The organism is Microbispora sp. CSR-4 (genome assembly GCF_008033685.1).
Taxonomy (GTDB): Bacteria; Actinomycetota; Actinomycetes; order Streptosporangiales; family Streptosporangiaceae; genus Microbispora.
This window is the reverse complement of sequence record NZ_VJVX01000078.1, coordinates 1-20,697: the sequence shown is the minus strand read 5'-3', so window position 1 is coordinate 20,697 and position 20,697 is coordinate 1. Positions and strand designations below refer to the sequence as shown.

Annotated in this window: 17 protein-coding genes; 7 read left to right on the top strand and 10 right to left on the bottom strand. The window is 70.6% G+C overall.

The genetic code is table 11. From position 1 onward, the window contains the following. Window positions 1–76: 76 nt before the first annotated feature. Window positions 77–748 (top strand): FadR/GntR family transcriptional regulator, encoded by a 672-nt coding sequence (locus tag FLV34_RS36060; protein ID WP_142652565.1) that lies wholly within the window; start codon window positions 77–79, stop codon window positions 746–748. 288 nt (window positions 749–1,036) lie between these two features. Then, a complete protein-coding gene (locus FLV34_RS36055) occupies window positions 1,037–3,571 on the top strand; it encodes a glycoside hydrolase family 95 protein (protein ID WP_261986033.1) in 2,535 nt (844 codons plus the stop codon). Here the strand turns inward: FLV34_RS36055 and FLV34_RS36050 are convergent. Together FLV34_RS36050 and FLV34_RS36045 are read right to left on the bottom strand one after the other, a co-directional pair. Further along, window positions 3,504–4,784, bottom strand: a complete 1,281-nt coding sequence (locus tag FLV34_RS36050; RefSeq protein WP_222709751.1) for an enolase C-terminal domain-like protein — start codon at window positions 4,782–4,784, stop codon at window positions 3,504–3,506. The two genes, FLV34_RS36055 and FLV34_RS36050, sit on opposite strands and share 68 nt — an antisense overlap. Further along, entirely contained in the window at window positions 4,781–5,656 is an 876-nt protein-coding gene (locus FLV34_RS36045) for an NAD(P)-dependent oxidoreductase (protein ID WP_147945243.1), read from the bottom strand. The genes FLV34_RS36050 and FLV34_RS36045 overlap by 4 nt, the downstream gene beginning before the upstream one ends. Window positions 5,657–6,091: 435 nt before the next feature. Between FLV34_RS36045 and FLV34_RS36040 the strand changes: the two genes are divergently transcribed. Beyond that, the gene (locus FLV34_RS36040) at window positions 6,092–8,251 is read left to right on the top strand and encodes a glycoside hydrolase family 44 protein (RefSeq protein ID WP_222709750.1); all 2,160 of its coding nucleotides are present in this window, start codon (window positions 6,092–6,094) and stop codon (window positions 8,249–8,251) included. A gap of 71 nt (window positions 8,252–8,322) precedes the next feature. Here the strand turns inward: FLV34_RS36040 and FLV34_RS36035 are convergent, their stop codons facing one another. Continuing rightward, window positions 8,323–8,808 carry a hypothetical protein gene (locus tag FLV34_RS36035; RefSeq protein WP_147945242.1) on the bottom strand — a complete coding sequence of 162 codons (486 nt, stop codon included), beginning with the start codon at window positions 8,806–8,808 and terminating at the stop codon, window positions 8,323–8,325. A 460-nt stretch (window positions 8,809–9,268) separates the two neighbouring features. Between FLV34_RS36035 and FLV34_RS36030 the strand changes: the two genes are divergently transcribed. After that, on the top strand, window positions 9,269–10,609 hold the full coding sequence (locus FLV34_RS36030; protein WP_147945241.1) for a M1 family metallopeptidase: 1,341 nt from the start codon (window positions 9,269–9,271) through the stop codon (window positions 10,607–10,609). 121 nt (window positions 10,610–10,730) lie between these two features. Next, window positions 10,731–11,252, top strand: a complete 522-nt coding sequence (locus tag FLV34_RS36025; RefSeq protein WP_187280820.1) for a YbhB/YbcL family Raf kinase inhibitor-like protein — start codon at window positions 10,731–10,733, stop codon at window positions 11,250–11,252. A 70-nt stretch (window positions 11,253–11,322) separates the two neighbouring features. Here the strand turns inward: FLV34_RS36025 and FLV34_RS36020 are convergent, their stop codons facing one another. From FLV34_RS36020 to FLV34_RS36000, 5 genes are read right to left on the bottom strand one after another with little or no spacing between them, the layout of a single operon-like run. After that, window positions 11,323–12,309, bottom strand: coding sequence for a PDR/VanB family oxidoreductase (locus FLV34_RS36020; RefSeq protein ID WP_142649641.1), 987 nt, complete (start codon window positions 12,307–12,309; stop codon window positions 11,323–11,325). A 36-nt stretch (window positions 12,310–12,345) separates the two neighbouring features. Further along, window positions 12,346–12,567 carry a hypothetical protein gene (locus tag FLV34_RS36015; RefSeq protein ID WP_142649642.1) on the bottom strand — a complete coding sequence of 74 codons (222 nt, stop codon included), beginning with the start codon at window positions 12,565–12,567 and terminating at the stop codon, window positions 12,346–12,348. After that, window positions 12,564–13,634, bottom strand: a complete 1,071-nt coding sequence (locus tag FLV34_RS36010) for an aromatic ring-hydroxylating dioxygenase subunit alpha (RefSeq protein WP_205830643.1) — start codon at window positions 13,632–13,634, stop codon at window positions 12,564–12,566. The genes FLV34_RS36015 and FLV34_RS36010 overlap by 4 nt, the downstream gene beginning before the upstream one ends. 3 nt (window positions 13,635–13,637) lie before the next feature. After that, entirely contained in the window at window positions 13,638–15,185 is a 1,548-nt protein-coding gene (locus FLV34_RS36005) for a long-chain fatty acid--CoA ligase (RefSeq protein WP_147945239.1), read from the bottom strand. A gap of 16 nt (window positions 15,186–15,201) precedes the next feature. After that, on the bottom strand, window positions 15,202–16,548 hold the full coding sequence (locus tag FLV34_RS36000) for an MFS transporter (protein WP_142649644.1): 1,347 nt from the start codon (window positions 16,546–16,548) through the stop codon (window positions 15,202–15,204). 278 nt (window positions 16,549–16,826) lie between these two features. Between FLV34_RS36000 and FLV34_RS35995 the strand changes: the two genes are divergently transcribed. After that, window positions 16,827–17,660, top strand: coding sequence for a PaaX family transcriptional regulator C-terminal domain-containing protein (locus tag FLV34_RS35995; protein WP_205830644.1), 834 nt, complete (start codon window positions 16,827–16,829; stop codon window positions 17,658–17,660). A 138-nt stretch (window positions 17,661–17,798) separates the two neighbouring features. On the opposite strand, the gene FLV34_RS35990 is transcribed toward FLV34_RS35995, so the two are convergent. Continuing rightward, a complete protein-coding gene (locus tag FLV34_RS35990; protein WP_147945238.1) occupies window positions 17,799–19,187 on the bottom strand; it encodes a PHB depolymerase family esterase in 1,389 nt (462 codons plus the stop codon). Between the two features lie 257 nt (window positions 19,188–19,444). Between FLV34_RS35990 and FLV34_RS35985 the strand changes: the two genes are divergently transcribed. Beyond that, the gene (locus tag FLV34_RS35985; protein WP_260617385.1) at window positions 19,445–19,912 is read left to right on the top strand and encodes a MarR family winged helix-turn-helix transcriptional regulator; all 468 of its coding nucleotides are present in this window, start codon (window positions 19,445–19,447) and stop codon (window positions 19,910–19,912) included. Window positions 19,913–19,920: 8 nt separating this feature from the next. Here FLV34_RS35985 and FLV34_RS35980 read toward each other — a convergent pair whose 3' ends face one another. Further along, the gene (locus FLV34_RS35980; RefSeq protein WP_142649646.1) at window positions 19,921–20,376 is read right to left on the bottom strand and encodes a GNAT family N-acetyltransferase; all 456 of its coding nucleotides are present in this window, start codon (window positions 20,374–20,376) and stop codon (window positions 19,921–19,923) included. Between the last annotated feature and the right edge of the window lie 321 nt (window positions 20,377–20,697).

Genomic DNA, 20,697 nt, shown 5'->3' with positions numbered 1-20,697 from the left:
GACCTTTACTCCTTTACACTGTTAGACATCCGATGTATGCGGCCTCGTTCGCGAGGAAACAGTGGAGGAGGCTTCCGTGGCGGTCACGGACGCGGCGATCGACAAGATCAAGCAGATGATCACGTCGGGCGAGCTCGCTCCGGGCGATCGGCTGCCGAAGGAGGCCGATCTGGCCGAACGGCTCGGCCTGTCCCGCAACTCCCTGCGGGAGGCCGTCCGCGCCCTCGCCCTGATCAACGTGCTCGACGTACGGCAGGGCGACGGCACGTACGTCACCAGCCTGCAGCCCCACCTGCTCCTGGAGGCGATGTCGTTCGTCGTGGACTTCCACCGCGACGACACCGTGCTGCAGTTCCTGGAGGTGCGGCGGGTGCTGGAGCCCGCCGCCACCGCGATGGCCGCGATGAACATGTCCGACGAGGACATCAAGGAGCTGCGCGCCATCCTCGACGCGCTGCCCGCCGAGCCCAGCGTGGAGGAGCTGGTCGCCAACGACCTGCGGTTCCACCAGCACATCGCGGCGGGGTCGGGCAACCCGGTGCTGTGCTCGCTGATCGACAGCCTCTCCGGGCCGACGACGCGGGCCCGGGTGTGGCGCGGCCTCACCCAGGAGGGCGCGCTCGACGACACCCGCGAGCAGCACGTGATGATCTGTGAGGCGATCGCGGCCCGCAGGCCGGAGGTCGCCAGGGCGTGGGCCACGGTCCACGTCGCGGGCGTCGAGGAGTGGCTCCGCCGCACGCTCTGAAAGCGCGCGGCCTCACGCGCGGCCTCACGCGCGGCCTCTCCGGGCCGAGGTGATACACCCGATGTGTCGTCCTCGGACGATGGCCCTGCCGTACGGGTGAAGTCGATAGCATCATCACGGATACATCCGATCTATTATCCGGCCGATGTCCTGGATTGTCGGAAAGTGCAGGCTAGTTCGCTGCCAAGACCCCAAATAGCCAGCAGATACATCGGATCGGTGGCGTGTTACGCAAGAGTTTCAGTGCTATGTCCTTGTTCCGAGGTCGCCGTGTGATCGGAGGAATGTGTGACTCACCCCCCGTTACGACTCCCCACCGACCTCGCGGCCGTCCTCGCCCCGCCCGCGCAGGCGACCGCGGAACCCGCCCCGCAGGGCGCTCCCGACAACCTGACCCTCTGGTACGACCGGCCCGCCACCGACTGGGAGACCCAGGCGTTGCCGATCGGCAACGGCCCGCTGGGCGCGAAGATCTTCGGCGGCGTGGCCACCGAGCAGCTCCAGTTCAACGAGAAGACGCTGTGGACGGGCGGCCCCGGCTCCCCGGGCTACGACTTCGGCAACTGGAAGACCCCGCGGCCGGACGCCATCGTCGAGGTCCAGCGCCAGATCGACCGCGACGGCAGGATGACGCCGGAGGCCGTGGCCGCCAAGCTCGGCCAGCCCAAGACGGGCTTCGGCGCCTACCAGACCTTCGGCGACCTCTATCTCGACTTCGCCGGCACGCCGCAGAACCCCGCCTCCTACCGGCGTGAGCTCAGCCTGCGTGACGCGGTGGCCCGGGTGACCTACGCCGCCGACGGCGTCACGTACTCGCGTGAATACTTCGCCGGCCATCCCGGCAACGTGATCGTCGGCCGGCTCTCCGCCGACCGGGGCGGCAAGGTCTCCTTCACCCTGCGCCACACCTCGCCGCACGCCGACAAGACCGTCACCGCCGCGAACGGCAGGCTCATCATCCGCGGCGCGCTGCCGGACAACAAGATGAGGTTCGAGGCGCAGGTGCAGGTGCTCAACCAGGGCGGCACCCGCACCGACGACGGAGACAGGGTCACCGTCACGGGCGCCGACAGCGCGATGTTCGTGCTGTCGGCCGGCACCGACTACGCCGGCGACTATCCCGCCTATCGCGGCCCGGACCCGCACGCGAAGGTGACCGCGGCCGTGGACGCCGCGGCCGGCAAGAGCCACGACCAGCTCAAGCAGGCGCACCTGGCCGACTACCGCAACCTGTTCGACCGGGTGAAACTGGACATCGGCCAGAGCACCCCGGCCGTCCCGACCGACCGGTTGCTCCGCGCGTACACGGGCGGCGACTCGGCCGACGACCGGGCGCTCGAGGCGCTGATGTTCGCCTACGGCCGCTACCTGCTGATCTCCTCCTCGCGGGAGAACGACCTGCTGCCCGCCAACCTGCAGGGCGTGTGGAACAACTCGACCAGCCCGCCATGGTCGGCCGACTACCACGTCAACATCAACCTGCAGATGAACTACTGGCTCGCCGAGCAGACGAACCTCGACGAGACCACCGGTCCGTACGCCAGGTACATCGCGGCGATGGTCGCGCCCGGCACGAAGACCGCCCAGGAGATCTACGGCGCCCGGGGCTGGGTGGTCGGCAACGAGACCAACCCGTTCGGCTTCACCGGCCTGCACGACTGGGCCACGTCGTTCTGGTTCCCCGAGGCCGCGGCCTGGACCACCCAGCAGCTCTACGACCGGTATCGGTTCACCAGTGACGTGACCTACCTGCGCGACACCGCCTATCCGGTGATCAAGGGCGCCGCCGAGTTCTGGCTCGACTTCCTGCACACCGATCCGCGCGACGGCACGCTGGTCGTGTCGCCCGGCTACTCCCCCGAGCACGGCGACTTCTCCGCGGGCGCGTCGATGTCCCAGCAGATCGTGCGCGGGGTCCTCACCAACGCGCTCGCCGCCGCGAAGAAGCTCGGTGTGGACGAGGGCTTCCAGGCGGAGGTGACGGCGACGCTCGCCAGACTCGACCCGGGCATCCGCGTCGGCTCCTGGGGTCAGCTCCAGGAGTGGAAGAGCGACTGGGATTCCAAGACGGACGACCACCGGCACGTCTCGCACCTCTACGCGCTGCATCCCGGCAACCAGATCACGGCGGGGGCGCCCGAGGCGGAGGCCGCGAAGGTCTCGCTCACGGCCCGCGGCGACGGCGGCACCGGCTGGAGCAAGGCCTGGAAGATCAACTTCTGGGCGCGGCTGCTCGACGGCGACCACGCGCTGAAGATGCTCAGCGAGCAGATCAAGACCTCCACGCTCGACAACCTCTGGGACACCCACCCGCCGTTCCAGATCGACGGCAACTTCGGCGCCACCTCCGGGGTCGCGGAGATGCTGGTGCAGAGCCAGCACGACTACGTGCACGTGCTGCCGGCGCTCCCGTCGGCGTGGAAGAGCGGCTCGTTCTCCGGCCTGCGCGCCCGCGGCGACGTGACCGTGGACGCGACCTGGAAGGACGGCGCCGCCGACACGATCATCGTGCGCCCCGGGAAGACCGGGCCGATCATGGTGAAGTCCGGCTTCATCGCCGACCGCTACCGCGTCTACGACGAGCAGGGCCACGAGGTCGGCCCGCACCGCGACGGCGACACGCTGACGTGGAACGCCAGGGCCGGCAAGGCGTACACCATCCGGAACGAGGCCGCGGCCACCCTCCCCGCGCCCCCCTCGGTCGGCCTGGGCGAGCCGCTCCAGCGCGTACAGGCCGCCGAGGCGAACGCGGAGGTCACGGGGCCTCGATGCCGCCGTCCGGCCGCCGCACCCGCGCCGCCCAGCGCTCGTGCAGGTGGGTGACGGGGGGATGCCGGTCGGCCGCGGCCTCGTCGATGTCGATGCCCCATCCGGGCCGGTCGTTGGGGTAGAGGTAGCCGTTCACCGGGTTGATGGTCCCGGGGAAGACCTCGTGCACCGCCTCGGGGTAGACGTGCCCCTCCTGGATCTGGAACGCCGGGGAGGTGACGTCGAGGGCCACGTTGGCGGCGGCGCCGATCGGCGACACGTCCGCGGGCGCGTGCCAGGCCGTGCCAACGCCGGTCAGCTCGCACAGCGCCACCAGCTTGCGCGCCGGGGTGAGGCCGCCGACCGCGGAGACGTGCAGGCGCAGCAGGTCGACCCCGCCGTCCCTGACCAGGCGGGCCGCGTCCGCGACCGACGCGACCTGCTCCCCCGCCGCGATCGGCATCGGCGCGGCCTCGCGCACCTCGGGCAGCCGGTCGTACAGCTCCGGCGGGATCGGGTCCTCCAGGAAGAACAGGCGGTACGGCTCCAGCGCCCGCGCCAGCGCCACGGCCTGCTTGACGGTGAGCCGGGAGTGCACGTCGTGCATCAGGCCGGGCTCCTCCCCCAGCTCGGCCCGGGCCCGTTCGAACAGCTTGGGGGTCTCCCGCAGGTAGCGCTGCACGTCCCAGCCGTCCGGGTACGGCGAGGCGGGGGAGCCACCGGGAGATCCGGGCGCGCCGTAGTTCCCGAGCCCGGGCGCTCCCGTCTGCAGCCGGACGTTGCGGTAACCGTCCGCGAGGATCGCGGCGGCGTTCTCGATCGTCTCCTCCACGGTGGTGCCGCCCGCGTGCAGGTAGGTGTCGGCCGCCGCGCGCACCCTGCCGCCGAGCAGCTCGTAGACCGGCATGCCGGCCCGCTTGCCGGCGATGTCCCACAGCGCCTGGTCCACGCCCGACAGCGCGCTGTTGAGCACCGGCCCGCCGCGCCAGTAGGAGGACAGGTGGATCATCCGGGTGATGTCCTCGATGTCGGCGGGGTGCCTGCCGATCAGCATCGGCCCGACGTGCTGGTCCACCGCCGCCGCCACGGCGTGGAAGCGCTGGGTGAAGGTGGCGCAGCCCAGGCCGTACAGGCCGGGTTCGCTGGTGTCGACGCGGACGACGACCAGCGGCACCTCTTCGGGGGCCGTCACGATCGACCGGACCGCGGTGATCCGCAGGTTGTCGCGGGCCGGCCAGGGGGCCTGCGTCTCCGGCATGACCGCCATGCCGTCGATGGGGTGGATCACGATGCCTCCTCGGCTGCGACGGGCTCGTACAGATGATCGGCGGTGAAGCCGAGCAGGGTCTCGGCCGCCGTCAGGTCCACCGGCGCGGTCCTGCCGGGCAGCGGGGCGCGCCGTTCCACGCCCGGGTGGAAGCGGGCGAGCAGGTCCTCCGTCGGCTGCGGGGCGAGCGTCACGGGTGCGGTCACGAAGACCACCGTGAAGCCCTCGATCGGCCGGACCAGCGACAGCCAGGCGGCCCGTGCCGCGTCGCGGGTGTCCAGGTAGGTCCACAGCTCGCTCGCGCCGCGCCCCGGGTCCTCGGCGTATCCGGCCGCCCTCTCGTCCAGCCTGTCCCCGGGGCCGCCGAGCAACGGGTAGCGCAGCGCCACGACCGTCATGCCGTGGCGGCGGGCCATCATCGCGGCCGTCGTCTCGTCCACCTGTTTCGACAGCCCGTACGGATCCTCCACCTGCGGCGGCAGGGCCTCGTCCACGGGCACGTACGCCGGGTGGAGCGGCCGCGCCGCCCACGGCAGGCCGAGCGCGCTGAAGCTGCTCGCGACGACGGCCCTGCGGACACCGGCCGCGCCCGCCTCCTCCAGCACGACGAACGTCGCCCCCACGTTGCCCAGGAACACCTCCTTGGGAGTGCCGAGGGTGGGCGCGGGGATCGCCGCGAGGTGGATCACGGCGTCGACGCCGTCGAGCGCCTCGCGCACCGCCTCCGGGTCGTCCGCGCGCCCGGTGACCACGCGATCCGCCCTCAGGTCGCCGGGATCGCGCAGGTCCAGTGCACTGGCCGGCACGCCTTCCCGCGCGAGCAGGTCGAGCGTCGCCCGGCCCACCCGTCCGGCGGCGCCCGTCACCAGGACCCGGCGCGGTGGCTCCGCCATGTGTCCCCCCCAGTTATGGTCGGTCCGCAAAACGATTTTCGTACGGCCAGAGCAGCATGCGTGCGGCCCGCGACGGAGTCAAGGTCATATCCACCGGCCGAGACGGCAGCGGACCCGGTCGTGGCCGCCTCGTGCCAGAGGCGGCGGCCTCGTACCAGAGGCGGCGGCCTCGTGCCAGAGGCGGCACCGCATGACGGCGCGGACGGGCCGAGCACCGCTCGTTCTCGGCCCGTGGAACCCGCGTCCTCGTGAAACTTCCATCCGCGGGTGCGAGGGTGCCGCTGCTCAGCGCGTGCCCACGGTGCTCCGGGGAACGGCGTTCTTGTTCCCCGCCCCAGGTCTTGGCCAGCGTGGCCCTGGCCGCTCGACCGGTGCTCCCTCGCACCCGGCGGCCTCAGGACTTCCACGAACCCCCAGGGACCCGAGAGGAGACCCGTGCGAACGCGAACGCTCCCGATCGTCCTCGCCGCGGCGCTCGCCCTGTCGATCGGCGCGGCCGGGCACATGCCCGCCCTCGCGGCGGCCGACGGACCGGCGCTGTCGGTGGACACCACCACCGGGCGGCACCCCATCAGCCCGTACATCTACGGCATGAACTTCGCCGACGAGGCGCTGGCCAAGGAACTGCGCCTCCCGGTGCGCCGGTGGGGCGGCAACGCGACGACCCGTTACAACTACCTGTACGACACCAGCAACCGCGCCTCCGACTGGTTCTTCGAGAACATCGCCGAGGACAGCTCCGACCCGTCGAAACTGCCGGACGGCTCCACCGCCGACCAGTTCGTCGAGCAGGACCGGCGCACCGGCACCGACACCATCCTCACGGTCCCGCTGATCGGCTGGGTCCCCAAGGGCCGCGACGGCTCCTGCGGGTTCTCCGTCGCCAAGTACGGCGCGCAGCAACAGACCGACCAGTGGCGCCCCGACTGCGGCAACGGCGTGAAGCCCGACGGCACGAAGATCACCGGCAACGACCCCCACGACACGAGCGTCGAGGCCGGCGCGGAGTACGTGCAGGACTGGATCGGCCACCTCACCGGCAGGTACGGCACCGCCTCGGGCGGCGGTGTTAAGTTCTACAACCTCGACAACGAGCCCGACATCTGGCACAGCACCCACCGGGACGTCCACCCGGAGGGGGCGAGCTCCATCGAGCTGCGCGACAAGGCCTACCTCATCGGCGCCGCCGTGAAGGCCGCCGACCCCGGCGCGAAGACGCTCGGCCCGGTCGGCTGGGGCTGGTCCTCCTGGGACTACTCCGGCCTCGACCAGGAGACCTGCGGCCGGACCAACTGCTGGTCGAACCCCCCGGACAAGGAGGTCCGCGGCGGCCTTCCCTTCACCACGTGGTATCTGCGGCAGATGAAGAACTACGAGGACGAGCACGGCCTGCGCGTCCTCGACTACTTCGACGAGCACTTCTACCCCCAGGCGTCCGGCATCGCCTTCGGCGCCGGCGGCAACCCCACCACCGACGCCCTGCGGCTGCGCTCCACCCGGGCGTTGTGGGACCCGACGTACACGGACGAGAGCTGGATCAACACGCAGGTGCGGCTCATCCCGCGGATGAAGGAACTGGTGGCCGCCGAGTATCCCGGCACCAAGACCGCCATCACCGAGTACAACTGGGGCGCACTCGACCACATCAACGGCGCCCTCGCGCAGGCCGACATCCTCGGCATCTTCGGCCGTGAGGGCCTCGACCTCGCCACCCTCTGGGGACCGCCCACGGCCTCCCAGCCCGGCGCGTACGCCTTCCGGATGTACCTGAACTACGACGGCAAGGGCGGCAGGTTCGGCGAGACGGCCGTCCGCGCGACCAGCGCCGACCAGGGCAAGCTCGCGGTGTACGCCGCCGAGCGGGCCTCCGACGACGCGCTCACGCTCGTCGTGGTGAACAAGACCGGCGACGACCTGACCAGCCAGGTCTCCGTCGCGGGACGCGACGGCGGCGCGACCGCGCAGGTCTACCGCTACAGCGCGGCCGACACGTCGGCCATCAAGCGCGACGCCGACGTTCAGGTCGGGGCCGGCGGCTTCACCGGCACGTTCCCGGCCAACTCGATCAGCACCATCGTGATCCCCACCGGCTCCGGCCCGTCGCCCTCGCCGTCCCCCTCTCCGTCCCCCTCGGCCTCGCCGTCACCCTCCCCGTCGCCGAGCCCGTCGCCCTCGCCCTCTCCCTCGCCGAGCCCGTCGCCCAGCCCCTCCCCCAGCCCGTCGCCCTCGCCGAGCCCCAGCCCGTCCCCCAGTTCCTCGCCGACGCCGGCCGCCACCTGCACGGTGACGTACACGGTCTCCAACCAGTGGCCCGGCGGCTTCCAGGCCGCCGTACGGATCGTCAACCGGGGAACCACGCCCGTGCAGGGCTGGAAGCTCACCTGGACGTACGGCAACGGGCAGGCCGTGACCCAGTTGTGGGACGGCACCTACACCCAGAGCGGGTCGAAGGTGACGGTGACCAACGCCAGCTACAACCCCACGATCGCGGCGAACGGCGGCAGCGTGTCCTTCGGCTTCCTCGGCCGCTGGGACAACGCCAACCCCGCGCCCACGCAGTTCACCCTCAACGGCTCGCCCTGCGCGACGAGCTGACGCAATGATCCCCTGACTCTGACCCCCTGGCACCTGACTCCGGTGCCGGCTCTTCCCCGCCGGCACCGGGGTCAGTCCACCATCGCGCCCTTGTCCCGTCCGCACGCGCTGACGTCGCCGTGCTGCCCGCACGCCTTGACGAGGGTGAAGTCACGCCAGACGGCCATCGGGGAGGAGACCGTCTGGCCGTCGCGTGCCACCGGGAAGGGCCCGCACCGATGCCAGGGGCCGCCACCCGGCGGCCAGACGTCCAGCCAGACCGCGTCCCCCGGTCGCGTACGGCCGGTGAGGGTGGCCCAGTAGTGCCACTCCCCATCTGGGCCCGCGTCCCCGCGCCAGAGCGTGACGTGCACCTCGCCCGCCCATTTCTCGCTCGTCGCCGAGTACACGCGCTTGACGTTCCGCACCGTCAGCGGGTCCGGCGGCGGCCAGGCGCCGCAGTCGATCGGCCGATCACCCCCGGGACCGGCGGAGGCCGCGCCGGACGACGAAGGAAAGCCCAGGAGCACGCTCGCGGCGATCACCGTGGCGGTCCTGCCCCACCTGCTTCGATCCACCCGCACGAGTATCGACCACTCAATGTCAAGGTTCAATCGCACACCGTGATCGCGATAGCACGCCGCCTTGACGCCTTGTCGGAGACCTGGCTAGCTCTTGGCGTGCTCGGAATCGGCTCGCCTGGCCGTACGTGCTGGTCAATGACGTATTCGACGGGAGTCCCGAGATACCAGCGAACCGCGACGGCCACCGCCGGCCCGCCTTCGGCCGCGATCGCGCCCGCCCGGGAACTCCGCGCCGCCGAGGCCCGCCCGCAACGCGACTCGCCACCGAGACGCTCCACCCCGGACCGGTCCGCGAAACCGCCACCCATGCCAAGGGCGATGGGCGGGGGCAGGGCGAATTCTTGGTCCGCGCAAGCCTTAGAACAGCTAAAAAGCAGTCATTGACTGCTATTTGACAAAAAGTTACATTACGTCGGCAGATCGGGGGCCGGGCGCTCGAAAGGAGACCCTCCTGATGGTGCGGCGATTCCTGATCACCGCGGCGACGGCCGTGCTTGTCCTGGTCGGAGGCGTTCCGCCGGCCGCTCACGCGGCGGACGGGATCAGGACGCCGGGATCGCTCTCCTACACGGTCACCTTGACGAGCAACGCCTCCGGCAGCACGTGGACGGGACACGAGAGCGTCACCTTCACCAACCTGTCGGCCGATCCCCTGCCCGAGGTCTACCTGCGCCTGTGGGACAACTATCACGGGGCGTGCCCGTCCACGCCGATCACCGTCACCAACGTGACCGGGGGCACGCCGTCCCCGCTGTCGGTCTCCTGCACGGCGATGAAGATCACGCTGCCCGCTCCGCTCGCCCACGGCCAGAGCGCCACGATCGGGTTCGACCTCGCCATCGTCGTGCCGAGCGGCGCCGACCGCTTCGGGCGCGACGGCTCCTACAACTTCATCGGCAACGCGCTGCCGGTCCTGGCGGTCCGTGACGCGAACGGCTGGCACCTCGATCCCTACAGCAACAACGGCGAGTCCTTCTACGCGCTGACCAGCGACTATTCGGTGACGCTCGACCACCCGTCGTCGCTGCTGGTGCCGGCGACCGGCACCTCGGTCGACACGCCGGGGACCTCCGGCCGTACGATCACGAAGGCGACGGCGAAGAACGTCCGCGAGTTCGCCTGGGCGGCCGGGCCGTTCGTGAAGACCACGAGCACCACCACGACGGGCGTCGTCGTGAACGTCTATCGGGTGAGCTCGATCAGCTCCGGCAGCGCGAGCTCGATGATGACCACCGCGAAGAACGCGCTCGTCGCCCACGCGGGCCGGTTCGGCGCCTACCCGTACGGCGAGGTGGACGTCGTGCTCGACAACAACTTCTGGTTCGGCGGCATGGAATATCCGGGCTTCGTGCTCGACGTGATCAGCTCCACCGCGCTGGCCCACGAACTGGCCCACCAGTGGTGGTACGGCATCGTCGGCGACGACGAATACACCAGCCCGTGGCTGGACGAGTCGTTCGCCGACTACGCCACCGATCTCTACAACGGCGTCTCGGGCACCAACTGCTGGAACATGGTCTCCTGGCAGTCGTCCGCCGAGAAGATCAGCAACTCGATGGCCTACTGGGACGCCCATCCGAGCAGATACGGCACCGTCGTCTACACCTACGGCAAGTGCGCGCTGCACGACCTGCGGCGCACGATCGGCACGACGGCGATGCAGAATCTGCTGAAGAACTACGCCGCCGCCCACTGGCACGGGGTCTCGACCACCGCGGACTTCAAGGCCGCCGCGCAGGCGGCCGCCTCCGTCGACCTGTCGTCGTTCTGGACGACCCACCGCATCGACGGCTGACCCCATCGGGGCCCTGCTCCCAGCCCGGCCGGGAGCGGGGGTGGGAGACCCACACCTCCCCTCCCCCGGCGGCTGAGCGATGCATATGCCGAAAGCCGATGCCGCCGCCTATCCTGGGCGAATGAAGATCGGCAGGCTGTCCGGCGGAGTCCTCTTGGCGGTCGTCCTCGCGGGGTGCTCGTCCGGGAGCGTCCCGCCCTCGGGCGCGCTGAAGGTGAGCAGCCCGGCCTTCGCCGACGGCGCCGCGATCCCCGGGAAATACGCGTGCGCCCGGCAGGGAGGCGAGGACGTCTCGCCCCCGCTGGCCTGGAGCGGCGTTCCCGAGGCCGCTCGCGAGCTGGCGATCGTGGTGGACGACCCGGACGCGCCCGGCGGGACGTACGTCCACTGGATCGTGACCGGCATCCCCGTCACCGAGACGAGCGTGCCCGAGGGCCGGGCCCCGGGGAGGGTCCTGCCGGGCAGCGGCGGCACCGCCGGCTATGCCGGGCCCTGCCCGCCGAGCGGGGTGCATCACTATCACTTCGTCGTTTACGCGCTGCCCGGCCCGATCACGCCCAGCGGCGACGCTGTGGCGATCCACAAGCAGATCAAGGAGGCCGCGATCGGCTCGGGCGAGACCGTCGGCACCTGGAGCAACTGACCGGTGCCCCGGCCTCGCCGGGGTGGCGGGCAATCCGGCACCGGTCGCGGGAAGCGGCGGTGACCTCCGGTCAGAGTTCGAGGACGAGGCGCTCGGAGCGGGCCCGCGACACGCAGATGAACATGATGTCCCCGGCCTCGCGCTCCTCCTCGGTGAGCAGGTCGTCGCGGTGGTCGGGGACGCCGGCGAGCACCGCCGTCTCACAGGTGCCGCAGGTGCCCTCGCGGCAGGACGACAGCACCGCGACCCCCGCCTCCTCGACCACCTCCAGGATCGAGCGGCCCGGCGGCACGGTCAGCGTCGTGCCGGTCAGGGCCAGCTCCACCTCGAAGGCGCCCTCCGCAGCACCCTCCGCCGTAGCGGCGTCGTTCCGGGCGGCGTCGTTCCGGGCGGAGGGTACGAAGCGTTCGAACCGCAGCGCTCCCTTGGGCCAGGAGGCGCACCGTTCCTGCGCAGCCGCCAGCAGCGGCTCGGGTCCGCAGCAGTAGACGAGGGTGTCCGTACGCGGATCGCCGAGCAGCGCGTCGAGGTCGAGCAGGCCGGTCTCGTCCTGCGGGCACAGCTCCACCCGGCCCGGGTGGTCCCGCGTGAGCCGGTCGGCGAACGCCATCGACGCCCGGGTGCGCCCGCCGTACACGAGCCGCCAGTCGCTCCCGCGCCGCGCCGCCTCCTCGATCATCGGGAGGAGCGGGGTGATGCCGATGCCTCCGGCGACGAACAGGTAGCGCGGCGACTCGTCGAGACCGAAACGGTTGCGGGGACCACGCATCCGGACCGTGTCGCCCTCCGCCAGCCGATCGTGCACGTACGCGGAGCCGCCCCGCCCGTCCCGCTCCCGGAGCACCGCCACCTGGAAGACCGAGGAGTCGCCGGGGTCGCCGCACAGCGAATACTGCCTGACCAGTCCCGGGGCGAGCAGCAGGTCGAGGTGGGCGCCCGGCGTCCAGGCGGGCAGCGGGCCGCCGTCGGGACGGACGAGGCTCAGGAGGACGACGCCGTCGGCGACGGGCTCCTTGCCCGCCACCTTCACGTCGAGCTCCGCTTCGGTGACGGGCATGGTCGCCGAGGCTTCCTTTCTGGGGGATGCCGCGTCTCAGACGAGCGCGGCCGCCGGTGCCGGGGAGTCGTGCGCTTCCGGGGTGCGTGGCAGGTGGCCCTCCGGGTGGCCGAGCAGCCAGTCCCACAGGACCACCGGGTCCTCGAACTCGCGCTCCGCCCCGCAGAAGCAGGAGGCGTGCAGCCGGTCCGTCCCCGGCAGCCAGCGGATGCGGTAGACGGTGCGACCGGCCGGCGCGCCGGAGTCCCGCGCGCTCATCGAGCGGCGGCCTGCGAGGGCACGGAGTCGCCCTGGGCGGCCATCCGGGCGAGGAGGCGGCGGGCGGCCAGGCCACCGGTGTCGATGTTCACCGACAGCTCCTGGTAGCGGTCCGGCTCCGCGGCGATGACCTCCTCCAGCGTGTTGAGCGCGGCCACGTCCTGCAGCACGACGGTGCGGTTGCTGTCCCGCAGGAAGTCGGAGACCTTCTCGTCGTCGAGCGCGAAGTCGCGCGCCACGGCCCAGAAGTCGTACGTGCTGTTCTCCGTCGACGGGGTGATCGCGTACACGACCTCGACGTGGAACGCGTGCTCGTCCGTGCCGTCGGCGGCGGGCGGGGGCGACCCGACCGGGGCGACGCGGCTGTGCAGCAGATAGAGGCACGGCGGGTGATACTCGATGTCCTGCCAGCGGGTGATCCGGCCCTTGATGCCGGTCGACTCGGCGTAGAACGGCGGGCAGGCCGCGTCGTCCATGTGGCGGCTGACGTAGACGATGCCCGCGTCCTCGTCGACCTCGGTCGTGATCGGGGTCTCGGCCACCTCGGGGGTGCCGATGTATCCGCCGTGCAGGTACGTCTCGTGGGACAGGTCGAGGAGGTTGTCCACGAGCAGGCCGTAGCGCGCGTTCAGCGGCTCCATGCCGCACACCGTGGCGTAGTCGGGCGAGGTCAGCCAGGGCGCGCGCGGGGGCAGCGTGTCGCCCGGCTCGCGGTCGCCGATCCACACCCAGACGAACGAGTCCTGCTCGACCACGGGATAGGTGCGCAGCCGCGCGGTGCGCGGGATGCGCTGCTGGGCGGGAACGGCCACGCAGACGCCGTCCGGCCCGTAGGTGAAGCCGTGGTAGCCGCACACGACACGGTCGCCGACCAGGTGGCTGGGCGATTCGGACAGGGGGAAGCGGCGGTGCACGCAGCGGTCGGCCATGGCCACCGCGCGCCCGTCCTCGGTGCGGTAGAGCAGGATCGGCTCGTTGAGAATGGTGCGACCGAGCTGCTTTCGGCCCACCTCGTGGCCGTAGGCGGCCACGTACCACTGGTTGCGCGCGAATTCGGTGACGATCACGAGTCACTCCTCGGAGTCGGCGGGGGGGGGCCGCCGGCGCAGGTCAGGTTTGCGAATCTTGCCGGAACCGGTCTTTGGCAACGTGTCGACGATATCCACGTAGATCGGGATCTTATACTTCGCGAGCCGAGGGCGGAGAAAGTCGCGAATTTCGTCGGGAGTGACATTCGTGCCGGGGCGCGGCACGACGAAGGCGCGGCCCACTTCGCCCCACTTGTCGTCGGGCACTCCGACGACGGCGGCCTCCGCCACGGCCGGATGTTCGAAGAGCACTCCCTCCACCTCCGCGGGGTAGACGTTCTCCCCGCCGGAGATGTACATGTCCTTCCCCCGGTCGACGATGTAGAGGTGGCCCTCGTCGTCCAGGGTGGCGACGTCGCCCGAGTGGAACCAGCCGCCCTCGGTCAGCGCGGCGGCGGTCGCCTCCGGATCCCGCCAGTAGCCCGGCGTCACGTTCGGTCCCTGCACGAGCACCTCGCCCGGCTCCCCGGGCGCGACCGGGGTGAGGTCGGGCCGGACCACGCGCACGTTGGCGAAGAACACCGGCACCCCGGCCGAGCCCACCTTGCGCACGCTCTCGCCCGCCTCCAGGAAGGTCGCGCCCGGCGAGGTCTCGGTCATCCCGTAGCCCTGACAGAAGACCAGGCCGCGTTCCTGGTAGGCGCGGATCAGCGCGACCGGGATGGACGCGCCCCCGGACATCAGCGTGCGCAGCGAGGACAGGTCGGCGCCTGCCCACCGCGGCGACTGCACGAGCGCGGCGAACATCGCGGTGACCCCGAACATCCAGGTGACCCGGTGCCGCTCGATGAGGTCGTAACACCGGTCGACGTCCCATGACGGCATGATGACCGACATGCCACCTTTGAGGAAGGTCGGCAGCAACGTCTGGTTCAGCGCCGCCACATGGAACAGCGGCGCGCTGATCAATGTGACCTCGGTGCTCGTCACGTCCACGCCGATCAGGATGTGGTAGGTGTTCCACACCAGGTTGGCGTGGCTCAGCATGGCGCCCTTGGGCCGTCCGGTGGTGCCGGAGGTGTAGAGGATGAGCGCGATGTCGTCGAGCGCCACCGGGGTGTCGATCGGCGTGGGGTCGCCCTGCGACAGCCACGTCTCGTAGTGCAGCTCCCTTTCCGCCGGTGACTCGAGCGCCACCACCGTGCGCAGGTTCGGCAAGCCGGGCAGATCGCGGACCACCGCCGCCACCTGTGCCGCGCACTCGGGCCCGTAGACGAGGACCGACGAGCCCGAGTGCTCCAGCATGTACGCGATCTCGGGCGCGGCCAGCCGGAAGTTCAGCGGGACGAAGATCCCGCCGAGCATGTGGGTGGCGAACATCGTCTCGGCGAAGGCGATGTGGTTCGGACCGAGGTAGGCGACCCGGTCACCCGCCCGCACCCCCGCGTCGCGTAACCGCGACGCGAGTCTCGTCGTCCGTTCGTGGACCTCCGTGTAGCTGTACGGCCGGTCCGCGTAGACGAACGCGGTGCGGTCCGGGCTCATCTGGGCCCGGCGGGCCGGCCAGCCACCCAGTCCGGCATTGCGCATATGTGGCACCCCTTGGTCAGGCGGAGGATGGTTTCGCCGTGTCGGCGGCGAGACCGGACGCGGGCCCGGCGGCGACCGCGGCCAGGTCGTGTCGGCTGGTCTCGCGCAGCGCCAGGACACAGACCACGGTGAGCAGGCAGCAGGCCGCGATGATCACCGAGATCGTCGTCGTGCCGCCTCCGGTCGAGGCGTCGAGCTGGGCGAACAGCAGCGGTGCGAGGCCCGCCCCGAGCCCGGCGATCTGGTAGCCGAGCGAGGCTCCCGTGTAACGGCTCCCGGTGGCGAACAGCTCGGTGTACAACGCCGCGAGCGGGCCGTACATCAACGGGTGGACGACCGACTGGCCGAGCACGAGCGCGATGGCGAGCACAGCCTGGTTGCCGGAGTCGACCATCGGGAAGAGCGCGAAGCCGAACACCGCCATGAGCACCGCGCCCGCGAGCACGACCGGCCGGCGCCCGACCCGGTCGGACAGCGCCGACCAGCCGACGATGCCCAGGACGGCCAGCGCGGACGAGAGCGTGAGCGCGTTCAGCACCACCTGCCGGGCGAAGCCGGCGCGCACGCCGTACGCGATGAGATAAGTGGTGAGGGTGCCCTGGGCCACGAAGGCGGACAGCCCGACGCCGATCCCGAGCAGCAGGGTCTTCGGGTGGTCGCGGAACACGTCCAGCAGCGGCAGCCGGGACGCCCGCTCCTTGACGGCCTCGAACAGCGGGGTCTCCTCGACCCGCAGCCGGACGAACAGGCCCACCGCCAGCAGCGCGATGCTGAGCAGGAACGGCACCCGCCAGCCCCAGCTCAGGAACGCCTGCTCGTCCATGACGGCGCCCGTGCCGGTGAGCACCGCCGTGGACAGCACCATGCCGAAGGGAGCTCCGGCGTTGGTGAAGCTCGCCCACAGGCCGCGCCTGCCGGTGGCGTGCTCGGCGGACATCAGCACCGCGCCGCCCCACTCGCCGCCGACGGCGACGCCCTGCAGGACCCGGAGCACGATGAGCGCGATCGGCGCGAGGCTGCCGATCTGCGCGTAGGTGGGCAGCAGGCCGATGAGGAAGCTCGCGACGCCCATCAGGGTCATGGTCAGCACGAGCATGCGCTTGCGTCCCAGCCGGTCGCCGTAGTGACCGAAGATCACGCCGCCGAGCGGCCTGGCCAGGTAGCCGGTCGCGAAGGTGCCGAAACTGGCGACCGTCGCGGTGAGGGAGTCGAGGGAGGAGAAGAAGACCTTGTTGAAGACCACCGCCGAGGCCGTGGCGTAGAGCAGGAAGTCGTAATACTCGATGACGCTGCCCAGGAAGCTGGAGGCCACCGCGCGGCGAAGCTGAACGGGGTTGGGGGATGAGACTGACAGGTTCGGCATGACCGAGCTCCTCGTCCGGGAGCGAGCTGGACTCTCGCCTTCTCGTCCGGAGGTTAGGCATATTTCTAACGGACGTCAATAGTTTGCCCAATATGTAACGGCGGCCCGTTCCGGGCACCTGCACCCCGCCCGGAGCCGCCCGTTCTCCGGCCTACCCCGTCCGGCGGCCGCACCCACGGACGGAGTGGCCGCCGGGTCGCACACCTTCAGATGTCGGGCAGTGATGTGACGGTCGTCACAGATGTGCATGACGTTCGGGTTCGGTCTACCCTGTGCTCGTGACCCTCGGCGGCGAAGACGACCAGGCGGCGCCATCCCTGCGCCCGCAGTCCCTGATGTTCAGCTTCCTCGGCATCTACGTGCTGCATCGCGACATCGCCGTCTACTCGGGGAGCGTCATCGACGTCTTCGCGCGCCTCGGCGTCTCCGAGGAGGCCGTACGGTCGACGCTCGCGCGGATGGTGAAGCGCAACTTGCTGACCCGGCACCGGCAAGGACGGAAGGTGTATTTCGGCCTGACCCCGCATGCCGTGGAGGTCCTGGAGGACGGGCGCAGACGGGTGTGGGAGACCGGCGCGGTGAACCGCGACTGGGACGGCACGTGGACGGTCGTCGGCTTCTCGATCCCCGACAGCCGCCGCAGCACGCGGCACGACCTGCGGTCGCGGCTCATCTGGGACGGCTTCGGCCTGCTGCAGAGCGGGCTGTGGATCGCGCCGGGCGTCAAGGACGTCACCGACGTGCTCGCCTCCCTCGACCTGGGCGACCACGTGACCGTGCTGACCGCCAAGGCGTTCAAGCCGACCGAGGCGGCCGATCTCGTCGGGAAGGCGTTCGACATCGAGCAGATCGCCGCGCGCTACCGGGCGTTCCTCGCCCAGTGGGACGTCCCCCGGCCGTTCCCCGGCGCGCCCGACGACCTGGCGCGGCAGTTGCTGCTGCACACCGACTGGCTGCATCTCGTCCGCCAGGATCCGCACCTGCCCGCCGAGCACCTGCCCCGCGACTGGCCGGCGATCCAGGCCGAGCGGACCTTCCAGACGCTCGCGCAGCGGTACGAGCCGCCCGCCGCCGGAATCGCCGCCACCGTCCTGGACACGCTGCCCGTCTGACACCGGGCCGTCTGACGTGTCCGGCCTATGGCCGTCTGACGGATCTGACCTATGACCGTCTGACGGGTCTGACCTATGACCGTCTGAGGCCCGGCCGCGCCGCCCCCTGATGGCTCGTCGCGGCGCGGCCGGGGCCGGTCAGGCGATGGTGCAGGCCGCGCCGTTGAGGGCGAAGGCGGCCGGTGCGGTGTTGGTGCCGCTGTAGGTGCCCTGGAAGCCGAAGTTCGTGCTGCCTCCGGCGGGGATGGCGGGGTTGTAGGAGACGTTGCGCGCGGTGACCTGGGCGCCGGACTGGGTCACGGTGGTGTTCCACGCGTTGGTGATCCGCTGGTTGCCCGGCCACGTCCAGGTGACGGTCCAGCCGTTGACGGGAGCGGTGCCGGTGTTCGTGATCGTGACGTCCGCCGTGAAGCCGTCGTTCCAGGAGTTGGGCCGGTACGTGATCCGGCAGGAGGCGCCCTGCGGAATCGACGGGCTCGGGGACGGACTGGCGGACGGGCTCGCGGACGGACTGGCGCTCGGGCTCGCGGACGGACTGGCGGACGGACTCGCGGACGGGCTGGGGCTCGGGCTCGGGCTGGGGCTCGGGCTCGGGCTACCGGTGAGACCGAAGAACTGGATGGCGATGGCCGCCATGCCGCCCATGGGGAGGCTGTGGCCCGCGCCCTGGATGGTGTACGCCTCGACCTGCACGGTCCCCGAGGAGTCGGCGTAGCGGCGGCGGCTCCACCCGGACTGCGGCGTGTCCGTGGTCGTCGGCGTCTGGCTCAGGCCGTAGACGTTCGTCCACTGCTTGATCTCCTCGTCCAGCTCGGCGTAGGCCACGACGTTGTCGCTGGTGCCGTGCCACAGCTGCATGCGCGGCCACGGCCCCCGATAGCTCGGGTTCGCGTTGCGGACCACGTCGCCCCACTGCTGCGCGGTCTTGCCCACGCACGGAGCGGAGTTGCCGCCCGGGCTGTAGGCCGCCTCGTTGGGGAAGCAGGTGAACGGCACGCCCATGAACGCCGCGCCCGCCTTGAACACCTCGGGATACAGGGCGAGCATCGCGTTGGTCATCATCGCGCCCGAGGAGGCGCCGGTCGCGAACACCCGGTTCGGATCGCCGTGATACTGCTGCTCGACATAGGTGATCATCGACATGAGGGACACGGGGTCGGTCTGGCCGCCGCGCACCTTGGACGCCTCGGACCAGTTGTCGAAGCAGTTCATCTTCTTCGAGGCCGACGGGTAGATGACGATGAAGCCATAGCGGTCGGCCAGCGAGGCGAACTCGGTGGACGAGTAGAAGCCCGGCCCCGAGCCCCCACATGTGTGCATGGCCAGCACGATCGGCGGGTTCTGCTGGACGTTGTTCGGGACGTACAGGTGCATGCGCAGGTTGCCGGGGTTGGCGCCGAAGCCGGTCACCTCGGTCAGCGTGGCCGCGGCGGCAGGGTGCGCGGACACCACCACCGACACCAGGGCCCCGGCGGCGCACAGCACCGCGGCGACGGCGCCGGCGACCGCCGCGATTAATCGTTTCATCCGCTCCTCCTTCTCGGATCAGCGGCGGTTCCCTCTTTTCCCATGCGCTATTCCGCGCACGTTCCGGAATCGCCGTTCGCTCGGAAGTCGTGACGTCAGCCGGTATAGAAGCAATGTCGGTCCGAGGTCAAGGGACGTCCGCGAGCGCCTCGCGGTCGAATAGGCGTTTCCACTGCATATCAAGGCACTTGCTATCAAGTAACTTGATACCCAGCCGCGAAACTTACATCTAGAAGATCGCGCGGTATGGTCGTCCGGTGACCGCCCGCCGCACCCGCCCCGCCGCTCGGCCCGCCGCCCCCGCGGCCCGCCTGAGCTACCTGGTGTTCCGCCTGGAGCGCCGCATCCGCGCCCGCCTGGACGACACGCTCGCCAGGCACGGCGTCACCACGACCGAATACATGGCGCTCAGTGAGCTGCGCACACGCGATGGGGCGTCGTCGGCGGAGCTGGCCCGCATCGCCTTCGTCACGCCGCAGGCGATGAACCTCGTCATCCGCGACCTGGAACGGCGCGGCCTGATCCGCCGCGATCCGCACCCGAACGGCGGCCGCACCCTGTGCGCCCGCCTCACTCCCGAGGGGACGGCCGTGCTGCGGAGCTGCGACAGCTCACTCGACGCCATCGAAACGGTGATGCTCGAAAAGGTCGACGACACCACGCGGGAGATCCTGCGAGACGGCCTCACCGTGTGCGCCCGGGCCCTGCGCCCCGACGCGTACTGACGACGTCGTCACAGCAGCCTGGTCATGAACACGCTGAGCGGGTCGGGCCGATAGTCGGCGAAGGGTTCGCAGTAGCGGAACCCGAACTTCTCGTACAGCCGTCGTGCGGGCAGGAAGAAGTCGGCCGAGCCGGTCTCCAGGCTCAGCCGGGTGAAGCCCATCCGCCGGGCCTCGCCGATGATGTGCTCCAGCAGCAGGGACGCGATCCCGCTGCGCTTGCGCGCCGCCGACGTGCGCATCGACTTCAGCTCGGCGTGCGCCGGGTCGAGCCTCTTGATGGCGCCGCAGCCCACGACGACGTCGCCGTCCATCACCGACCAGAACGTGACCTCGGGCGTGCGCAGGCCGTCGAGATCGAGAGCGTGCTTGCTCTCCGGCGGCGTGATGGACCGCATCTCCCGCACGTGTTCCCACAGGAACTCGGCGATCTGCGGGCCTGACAGGTCGTCCTCGATGATCCTCATCGCGCTCGTTCGTCCCGGGACGGTCGGTGACGCCGGTGGTCGGGAAACCACGGCCGGACGCCACTCTAGTGACTTCACGGGGCACCAGCACGGCGGGTCCGCCCGATCGGACCGACCCGGTAGCTCCCATTAGGGCGTGTATTTGGTTGTGATCAAGGGGTGGCCTGGGTGAGGTCTTTAATCCAGATCATCGCGGCGCGGAGGTGGAGGCCGGCGAGGTAACTCGCAGGGGTTTTGTCGTAGCGGGTGGCGATGCCTCGCCAGGCCTTCAGCTTGTTGATCAGGCGCTCGACGGTGTTCCGCTCCTTGTACAGGCCGGCG

Coding starts and splice junctions, on each gene's coding strand:
- FLV34_RS36045 (WP_147945243.1), bottom strand. CDS start 5,656: ATGGCGGAGCCACCGCGCCGGGTCCTGGTGACGGGCGCCGCCGGACGG.
- FLV34_RS36030 (WP_147945241.1), top strand. CDS start 9,269: ATGGTGCGGCGATTCCTGATCACCGCGGCGACGGCCGTGCTTGTCCTG.
- FLV34_RS36025 (WP_187280820.1), top strand. CDS start 10,731: ATGAAGATCGGCAGGCTGTCCGGCGGAGTCCTCTTGGCGGTCGTCCTC.
- FLV34_RS36020 (WP_142649641.1), bottom strand. CDS start 12,309: ATGCCCGTCACCGAAGCGGAGCTCGACGTGAAGGTGGCGGGCAAGGAG.
- FLV34_RS36015 (WP_142649642.1), bottom strand. CDS start 12,567: ATGAGCGCGCGGGACTCCGGCGCGCCGGCCGGTCGCACCGTCTACCGC.
- FLV34_RS36005 (WP_147945239.1), bottom strand. CDS start 15,185: ATGCGCAATGCCGGACTGGGTGGCTGGCCGGCCCGCCGGGCCCAGATG.
- FLV34_RS36000 (WP_142649644.1), bottom strand. CDS start 16,548: ATGCCGAACCTGTCAGTCTCATCCCCCAACCCCGTTCAGCTTCGCCGC.
- FLV34_RS35990 (WP_147945238.1), bottom strand. CDS start 19,187: ATGAAACGATTAATCGCGGCGGTCGCCGGCGCCGTCGCCGCGGTGCTG.
- FLV34_RS35980 (WP_142649646.1), bottom strand. CDS start 20,376: ATGAGGATCATCGAGGACGACCTGTCAGGCCCGCAGATCGCCGAGTTC.